The organism is Streptococcus sp. HMSC061D10 (assembly GCF_001808865.1).
Classification (GTDB): Bacteria; Bacillota; Bacilli; order Lactobacillales; family Streptococcaceae; genus Streptococcus.
Genome location: NZ_KV795020.1, coordinates 223,214 through 232,437 on the forward strand (window position 1 = coordinate 223,214; position 9,224 = coordinate 232,437).

General features: G+C 42.0%; 7 protein-coding genes and 1 riboswitch. Of the genes, 3 read left to right on the forward strand and 4 right to left on the reverse strand.

Annotated elements, in window-relative coordinates; translation table 11 throughout:
- Positions 1-112 precede the first annotated feature (112 nt).
- From HMPREF2728_RS07725 to zapA, 4 genes are all read right to left on the reverse strand, one after another.
- A complete protein-coding gene (locus HMPREF2728_RS07725; protein WP_075227563.1) occupies positions 113-1,435 on the reverse strand; it encodes an alanine/glycine:cation symporter family protein in 1,323 nt (440 codons plus the stop codon).
- 90 nt (positions 1,436-1,525) lie between these two features.
- Positions 1,526-1,614: riboswitch (glycine riboswitch) on the reverse strand.
- A gap of 146 nt (positions 1,615-1,760) precedes the next feature.
- Positions 1,761-4,097: an endonuclease MutS2 gene (locus tag HMPREF2728_RS07730; protein WP_075227564.1), complete on the reverse strand. Its 2,337-nt coding sequence runs from the start codon at positions 4,095-4,097 to the stop codon at positions 1,761-1,763.
- 111 nt (positions 4,098-4,208) lie between these two features.
- On the reverse strand, positions 4,209-4,757 hold the full coding sequence (locus tag HMPREF2728_RS07735; RefSeq protein WP_045763592.1) for a CvpA family protein: 549 nt from the start codon (positions 4,755-4,757) through the stop codon (positions 4,209-4,211).
- A complete protein-coding gene (gene zapA / locus HMPREF2728_RS07740; protein ID WP_045763593.1) occupies positions 4,754-5,056 on the reverse strand; it encodes a cell division protein ZapA in 303 nt (100 codons plus the stop codon). The genes HMPREF2728_RS07735 and zapA overlap by 4 nt, the downstream gene beginning before the upstream one ends.
- A gap of 86 nt (positions 5,057-5,142) precedes the next feature.
- Between zapA and rnhC the strand changes: the two genes are divergently transcribed.
- The 3 genes from rnhC to HMPREF2728_RS07755 all read left to right on the forward strand — a co-directional run bounded on the left by rnhC (position 5,143) and on the right by HMPREF2728_RS07755 (position 9,109).
- A complete protein-coding gene (gene rnhC, locus HMPREF2728_RS07745) occupies positions 5,143-6,024 on the forward strand; it encodes a ribonuclease HIII (protein WP_075227565.1) in 882 nt (293 codons plus the stop codon).
- A gap of 3 nt (positions 6,025-6,027) precedes the next feature.
- Positions 6,028-6,642 (forward strand): signal peptidase I, encoded by a 615-nt coding sequence (gene lepB, locus HMPREF2728_RS07750; RefSeq protein ID WP_000876252.1) that lies wholly within the window; start codon positions 6,028-6,030, stop codon positions 6,640-6,642.
- Between the two features lie 100 nt (positions 6,643-6,742).
- Positions 6,743-9,109: an SF1B family DNA helicase RecD2 gene (locus HMPREF2728_RS07755; RefSeq protein WP_075227566.1), complete on the forward strand. Its 2,367-nt coding sequence runs from the start codon at positions 6,743-6,745 to the stop codon at positions 9,107-9,109.
- Positions 9,110-9,224 lie beyond the last annotated feature (115 nt).

The window sequence follows — 9,224 nt, forward strand, 5'->3', positions numbered from 1 at the left end:
GCTCTTTGATTTTCATTGAGTATAAAATAAAAGACTAGCCCTAGTAGTGAAAAAACTAGCATCTCACAAACAGATGCTAGTCTTATCTATAAATGGTAATATCAATCTTACATTATTTATCAAAATACTTCTTAGTCTCAGCGATAACGACTGGTGATAAGGCTAAAAGCGCAATCAAGTTTGGTAGAGCCATAAGGGCATTAACAATATCCGCAATGACCCAGACCATATCCAGCTCGATAAATCCTCCCAGCAAGACCATGAGTACAAAGACCACACGATAAAGCCAGATAAAGCGAACGCCAAAGAGGAACTCAAAACAACGCTCTCCGTAATAGTTCCATCCCAAAATCGTAGTAAAGGCAAAAAGTACCAAGAAGACCGTTAAAAGAGCAGGTCCAAAGAAAGAAAATACTGTAGAAAAAGCTGACTGAGTTAGAGCAACACCATCTAAATTACCATTCCAAACCCCAGTCACTAAGATTGTCAAACCAGTCAAGGTACAGATGATCAAGGTATCAATAAAGGTTCCTGTCATAGAAATCAAACCTTGCTCCACCGGTTCATTGGTCTTAGCTGCCGCAGCCGCAATGGGTGCTGAACCCAATCCAGACTCGTTTGAGAAGACTCCACGCGCCACACCATTTTGAATAGCCATCCGAACACTAGCTCCTGCAAATCCTCCCACTGCAGCTATGGGACTAAAAGCTGATGTGAAAACCAGTGAAAGTGTTGCTGGTACTTTATCGATATTAAAGAAAATGACTGTCAATGTTCCCAAGATGTAGACAATAGCCATGAAAGGAACAACTGTGGTTGAAACCTTAGAAATGGACTTGAGCCCACCAAAGACTGCGATCCCTACGAAAATAGATAAAACAAGTGCAGTAATTGTCGGATCAATACTAGCCGTATTTTGAACGGATTCTGTAATGGAATTCACCTGGGTAAAAGTACCAATCCCTAAAAGTGCAACTAGTACTCCAGCTACAGCAAAGAAGATTGCAAGAGGGCGCCATTTTTCGCCCATCCCTAGAAGGATATAATGCATCGGTCCTCCTGCTACCGCACCATGATCATCCTTGGTTCGATATTTGATAGCAAGTAGTCCTTCTGCATACTTGGTTGCCATTCCAAAGAAAGCAGCCACCCACATCCAAAAAAGAGCACCTGGTCCACCAACCTTGATAGCCGTTGCAACCCCGATGATATTTCCTGTACCAACAGTTGCTGCTAGGGCTGTACACAAGGCAGCAAAGCTCGAAACATCACCATGTCCTTTATCCTTGGTAAAAATAAGTTGAAATGCCTTAGGAAGACGCAAGATCTGCAAGAGTCCTAAACGAAGAGTTAAATATATTCCTGTACCAACCAATAAAATTAAAAGGGGTGGGCCCCATACCAGAGCATCCAGCTCTTTTAGCAAATTTAACATACCATTCTCCTATCTATTCAACCCCAAAAGAAAGAGCACATGTTAAAAACATGTACTCTGGAATGCATCGATAAATGCCAAAAAGCGCTCTATCATTGCTCTGTCCTTTTACCTGAGAGTTTGAGCAGTTGCCTGCCTTGCCCCTTCGGTGCCTTTACGGTCTCTCCAGAGTTCCGTCCATTTACAGTCATGGAAGGTCAAAGGCCTTTCCACTTCTATTAAACTTCATTCGGTGTTGTATTTAATTTTTTCTTATTTTACAAGAAAATTTAGCTCTTGTCAATTATTTTCAGAGAATTTTATTATACTTTTCATTCGTTTCGCTTTATCCCTTAAAGGTTACAATGGTTGCGCCAGATCCGCCTGCATTTTGTGGTGCATAGCCAAAGCTCTTGACTTGTTTATTTCTTTGTAGGTACTTAGTCACCCCTTCACGGATGACTCCTGTACCGATACCATGGATGATGTCCACTTGGGCCATATTGTTGAGCAGGGCTTGGTCGATAAAGGCATCCAAGGCTTCCATAGCTTCCTCGTAGCGTTTGCCACGAAGGTCTAGTCGAGCTTGTGGACCTTTTCCTACTGCACGTTTGACGACGTTAACTTGTTTCTTCTTGACTGGCGCTTCTTTCTGGGCTTGAACCAAGTCAAACTCTTTTTCCTCAAGTGTCATCTTAATCAAACCAACCTGAGCCTCCCAACGACCATCCTTGAGTTGATTGGTCAAGGTACCACGTTGACCATAGCTTAAAACGATAATATCATCTCCAACTTTTGGAGCTCGTTTTTTCTTGGCCTTCTGAAGAACCTTGTTTTTAGAAAGGTCAACCTTTTCAGGGGCTAATTTTTTGAGCTTAGCCTTGGCTTCAATAATTTCATGTGGTTTTAGTTGAGATTTACTGTGAAGATTCTTAAGTATATCATCACTCTCAGCTAGTGCTAAGTCAACAATCTCAGCAGCTTGTTCTCGCGCCTTATTGAGTTCAGTTTCCTTTTCACGGTTGAGCTCGTTATAGAGTTTTTTAAGCGCACGGTTCATCTTGAGGTTTTCTTGCTCGACTTGGCGAATATTCTCAAGACGTTTCCGGCTTTCAAGTGTCTGCTCTTCTAATTGCTCAATGATGCGATTGACATCATTGTCTTGATTAATCTGCTTGCTGGCATCACCTACGATGACATCTGACAAGCCTAGACGTTTGGCAATTTCAAAGGCATTGCTTCGACCTGGAACTCCCTGCATAAAGCGATAGGTTGGGCGCAGGCTGGCTGTATCAAACTCCATACTAGCATTTTGAACATAGGCCGTTTCAATACCATAGGCTTTAAGTTCAGGATAGTGAGTGGTTGCCATAGTCTTGACCTGACGCAGACGTAAGTCTTCTAGGATAGACATGGCAAGAGCAGCCCCTTCTTGGGGATCTGTACCTGCTCCAAGCTCATCTAATAGCAAGAGCGAGTTTTGGTTGACCTTACCCAGAATATCGACGATGTTGGTCATGTGACTAGAGAAGGTTGAGAGACTTTGCTCAATGGACTGTTCGTCTCCGATATCTGCGAAAATCTCCTCGAAAATCCCTACTCGACTGCCCTTATCAGCTAGAATTGGCAGACCAGACTGGGCCATCAACTGGGTCAAACCTAAGGTTTTGAGCATAATGGTCTTACCACCTGTATTAGGACCCGTGATGACGATAGCTGTTAATTCTTTACCGAAGTGCACATCATTTGCGACTGCATTTTTTACAAGAGGATGACGAACGTGAAGCAGTTGAATCTCCTGTCCCTCAGACACTTGAGGTACTACTGCCTCCGTCTCTTGGATAAAGCGAACCTTAGCCCGAATCAGGTCCAAATGTCCAATAATCCAAGCATCATTAGCGATTTCAGCTGCATGAGGTCTTACTCTTTCAGAGAGTTCTTGGAGGATACGCATCATCTCATAGCGTTCGTCTGCACGAAGACTTGCGATTTCTTCACTTAGCTTGACCACTTCACGTGGTTCGATATAAACAGTGTTCCCACTGGCAGAAATATCATGTACTACACCAGCAATCTTATTACGATAGGTATTCTTAACTGGAAGAACTTGGCGACCATTTCTACTTGCGATGATACCTTCAGTCAGCATCTGAGCTTTTTGTTTGAGAAGGTCTTGCAAGACATCACGGACTTGACTTTCACTATCATGGATTTTTCGACGGATTCGTGCCAAATCCTCACTAGCAAAGTTCTCAATAAATCCAGCTTCGTTGATGGCTTGTAGATTTCCCTGTAAATGTGGGAAGTCATGAAGTTTCTCAAACCAGTTAGCTAGGTGGTCTAAACATACATTTTCAAGATTGTCATAAAAATTCTGCAATTCACGACTGGCAAAGATGACACGTTTGAGAAGGAGAAATTCCTCGATGTTGAGATCAGCACCCATTTCCAAACGTTTGGAGGTCGCTGCAATATCTTTTGTTGCAGAAATTCTGAAATGAGGATGCTCGACAAAGAGTTCTTGCATTTCCTTCATCTCTGCAAAAGCTTGCTTAATCTTGTCTCCTTTATCTGTTGGGACTAGCTCTTTTAACTGCTCTAATCCCTGTTCCGTCAAAAGATGAGGCTCAAATAAAGCCTTGACCTTATTAAATTCTAATGTTTCTAGTATTTTTTTATTCATTTTCTTTTCCTTCGTAATGAGCGAACGAATTTTTTAAATTCTCACTCTTTTAAAAAGGCTCCTAAACTATTGAAATTGTAAACAAAAGGCTAGGAATATTTCCCGCCCTTTTTATCCGATTATTTTTGTTACCCAGAGTTGTTTAATCACATGACTAGTGATTGGAACACTTTGGATAATATGTTTAGCTACAAAACTGTTTTCAAGTGAATTTTGAACAATTTGCAAGGGAACAGTCGCAAGAATGGTTAGGATCATCTGGAGGACAAACAAAGTCACAGCCAGAGATAAAACTCCTGCAACTATACGGAAATATTGACCCGCTAGCTTTTTAGTCGGTAGAAGATTAAGAAAGAGACCAAGCAATCGACCAATACAGTAAAATACAGTAAAGGCCAATAGGTAACCAATCCCTGCATAAAAGACCTTGTCCAGTTGGAAAAGTTGATTGGATGGGAAAAAGAAGGTTCCCTGCCCTTCCTGTGGACTTGCATATGGTATCAACAAATCAAATTGTTTCCCTAAAGATTGATAAAAATTTCCTGCAAGAAGGGCTGAAATCACAGTTGCTACAAAATAGAAAATTTGTAGAACTAAACCTCTACGATAACCGATATAAAAGCTCCATGCAAGAACCAATAAGAGAAGGACAGAAATCATAGGGAATCCTCAATCTTGCTCTGTTCTTGTTTAGCCGCTACAACTTGATGACGGAGGGCGTCTAATTCTTGTTCCTTATCATCAAATTCAATCTCACGGCTGAGTTGGGTCGACAAGCTATTGACTGCTAATAAAATAGCGATTGTCTCATCATCCGCTCCAGGCATTTGCTCTTTAATTGCTTCATATTTTTCAGTTGCAACCTTGGCAATTTCCTCCATAAAAAGGTTGTCATGCTCAGTTGTTAGGGTCAATGTTTTTTTTCCGAATGTAAACTTGTATCGATTTAAATTTGCCATAAAATTCACCTCACGATATTATACCAAATTTCACTAAGTTTGTCAGTTTTTACCAATTCTACGGCTTTTATGGTACAATAAGAACTATGGCAAGTATTACATTAACCCCGAGCGAAAAGGAAATCCAAGCCTTTGTTCAAAAGCATGAAAAAAATCTCGCTCCAAGTAAAAACCCATATATTCGCTACTTTTTCAAGCTTCCGCAGGCAAGTGTTTCCATCTACACATCAGGAAAAGTGCTCTTGCAAGGAGAAGCTGCTGAACGTTACGCCAGCTTTTTTGGTTATCAGGTCAGCCCAGTAGCTAGTGGACAAAACTTTCCGATGATTGGAACTGACGAAGTAGGAAATGGTTCCTACTTTGGTGGTCTGGCTGTAGTAGCATCCTTTGTGACTCCTGACCAGCATGACTTTCTGCGAAAATTAGGTGTAGGGGATTCTAAGACTCTGACAGACCAAAAGATTCGTCAGCTTGCTCCTCTGCTTAAGGAAAAAATCCAGCACCAAGCTCTACTTCTTTCTCCAAGCAAGTATAATGAAATCATCGGTGAGCGCTACAATGCCGTTTCTGTCAAGGTAGCCCTGCACAATCAAGCCATTTTTCTCCTTCTCCAAAAGGGAGTTTCGCCAGAAAAGATTGTTATTGACGCTTTTACTAGTGCTCAAAACTATGAGAAGTACTTAAAAAATGAAGCCAATCACTTTTCTAATCCAGTCAGTCTGGAGGAAAAAGCTGAAGGCAAATACTTGGCTGTCGCTGTTAGCTCAATCATTGCACGTGATCTCTTTCTAGAAAATCTCGAAAATCTGGGTAGAGAACTTGGTTATCAACTTCCAAGTGGGGCTGGAACGGCTTCTGATAAGGTAGCTAGCCAAATTCTTCGTACCTATGGTATGCAGGGACTCAACTTCTGCGCCAAACTACACTTTAAAAATACTGAAAAAGCAAAAAAAATGCTAGAAAGGTAAATTATGAAATATTTAAAATCATTTTTAAAAGAGTGGGGAGTTATCTTCCTACTTATTACACTAGTAGGTCTTAGCCGTCTCTTTCTCTGGAGCAATGTCCGCGTAGAAGGACATTCTATGGATCCTACCCTGGCAGATGGAGAAATCCTCTTTGTGGTTAAACATCTCCCAATCAATCGTTTTGATATTGTGGTTGCTCATGAAGACGATGGGAACAAGGATATCGTTAAACGGGTCATTGGTATGCCAGGAGACACTATCCGTTACGAAAGCGACAAGCTCTATATCAATGGTCAAGAAACTGATGAGCCCTATTTAGCAGAATACCTTAAGCGTTTCAAGGAAGATAAACTCCAAAGTACTTATACTGGAACTGGTTGGGATGGTAAAAAGGGAGAATACTTTAGAACTTTAGCTCAAAAGGCTCAGGCCTTTACCCTAGATGTTAATTACAACACTAGCTTTACCTTCACTGTTCCAGAAGGAGAATACCTCCTCCTAGGTGATGACCGTCTGGTATCTAGCGACAGTCGACATGTTGGTACCTTTAAGGCAAAAGATATCACTGGTGAAGCCAAATTCCGCTTCTGGCCACTCAAGCGTATCGGAACATTTTAAAAACTAGGAAGAGGCCGAGAATTTCCCATCTCAGCCTCTTCTCATTCTATTTTGACTAAATCTGGGATACATTTTCTCAGAAATTATTGTAAGGAATTTTATGGAAGTTTATTTTTCAGGCACCATTGAACGCATTATTTTTGAAAATGTCAGCAATTTTTTCCGTATTTTACTTCTAGATATTGAGGATACCAATGCTGAAGACTTTGATGATTATGAAATCATTGTCACAGGTACCATGGCTGATATTATTGAAGGAGAGGAATACACTTTTTGGGGACAAATCGTCCAACACTCCAAATATGGTGAACAACTACAAATGACTCGCTATGAGAGAGCCAAGCCGACTAGTAAGGGCTTGGTCAAGTATTTCTCCAGCAGTCATTTCAAGGGAATTGGACTCAAAACAGCCCAGAAAATTGTGGATATTTACGGTGAAAACACTATTGACAAAATCTTAGAAAATCCAGACAAGCTCCAGTCTATCTCTGGCCTCTCTGCTAAAAATCGTGAAGCCTTTGTCTCAACTCTTCGTCTTAATTACGGAACAGAGATGGTCTTAGCCAAACTGGCTAATTACGGCATCCCAAATAAGCTAGCCTTTCAGATCCAAGACTTTTACAAGGAAGAAACGCTAGAGATTGTCGAGAACTATCCCTATCAACTAGTCGAGGATATCAAGGGTTTGGGATTTACCATCGCTGACCAATTGGCCCAAGAATTGGGGATTGAGAGCCAGGCTCCCGAACGCTTCCGTGCTGGTCTCGTCCATAATCTCTTTCAAGGTTGCATGGAAACGGGAGATACCTATATGGAAGCTAGAGACTTGTTGGAGCAAACCCTCAACCTTCTAGAATCCTCCCGTCCAGTCGAACTAGATCCAAGTCAAGTTGCCCAAGAACTTGCTTATCTGATTGAAGAAGATAAGGTCCAGCAGATTGACACCAAAATTTTTGATAATAGCCTCTTTTTTGCAGAAGAAGGCATTCGTAGCCATCTCATCAGAATCCTCGAAAAAGGTCAGAGTAAAAAACAGGATCTAGAAACCATCCAAGACCATATCACAACTGTTGAGGAAGAACTGGGGATTGAATATGATAGTATTCAAAAACAGGCCATCTGCGATGCTATCCAGAACAAGGTCTTTATCCTTACAGGTGGACCTGGTACAGGTAAGACTACTGTTATCAACGGCATTATCGCTGTCTATGCTCTCTTAGAAGGACTGGATCTCAAAAAAAAGAGCAATCTGCCCATTCTCCTAGCCGCTCCCACTGGTCGTGCGTCTCGTCGCATGAATGAATTGACAGGTCTACCAAGCGCTACCATTCACCGCCACCTGGGCATGACTGGAGACGATGACACCAGCCATCTAGAAGATTATCTGGATGCTGACTTTATCATTGTTGACGAGTTTTCGATGGTAGATACTTGGCTAGCCAACCAGCTCTTCTCCAACATCTCTTCAAACAGTAAAATTCTCATCGTGGGTGATAGCGACCAGCTGCCTTCTGTCAGTCCTGGACAAGTACTGGCTGACCTACTCCAGATACCCCTGATACCACAGACTCGCTTGGAACGAATTTACCGTCAGAGTGAAGAATCAACCATTGTCACTCTTGCAAGTCAGATTCGTCAAGGAATATTGCCTGCAGATTTTACCCAGAAAAAAGCAGATCGCTCCTACTTTGAAATTGCTAGTAACCATATCCCGGCTAGCATTGAAAAAATCCTAGGTGCTGCTATCAGAAGTGGCATACCTGCTCGTGATATTCAAGTTCTTGCCCCTATGTACCGTGGAACTGCTGGTATTGATGCCATCAACCAGCTCATGCAAGACCTACTCAATCCTCCACAAAAAGACCAGCTTAGCTTTGAAGCTCCTCAGTGTCACTATCGAACAGGAGATAAGGTCATTCACCTAGTCAACGATGCAGAGGTCAATGTCTTTAACGGAGATTTAGGCTACATTACGGATCTCATTCCTGCTAAATACACCGAGTCCAAACAAGATGAGATTGTCATCGACTTTGACGGCAATGAGGTTTCCTATCCTCGAAATGAATGGTACAAGATTCGCTTGGCCTATGCCATGAGTATCCACAAGTCTCAGGGAAGTGAGTTTCCAGTTGTTATCCTTCCCATCACCAGTGCAAGCAAGCGTATGTTAGAGCGTAATCTCATCTACACTGCTATTACTCGGGCCAAAAGTAAACTCATCCTACTTGGTGAACTTCAAGCCTTCGACTATGCAACTCAACATATCGGAACAGCTCGTAAGACCTATCTGATTGAACGTTTCGCTGACTTAATGGAAAACACTGAGGAAACAAACCAACTTGCTACCAATACTACCACCTCAACAGACACTGAGCAATCCTACATTCTAACCGAAGAAAACTGGACTAGTATCCCAGCTATGATTGGGATTAGCCAAGATGACCTTGAGGAGTTTTTCGGAAAATAAAGCACAAGAGAGAGTGGGACAGAAATCGGTAATTCGTTAGTGTTCGATTTCGTCGTCCCGCCTCCGCACAGTTGAGTAGGGCTGGAAAAGCTGATGAAATCAGCGTAGTAGAGCC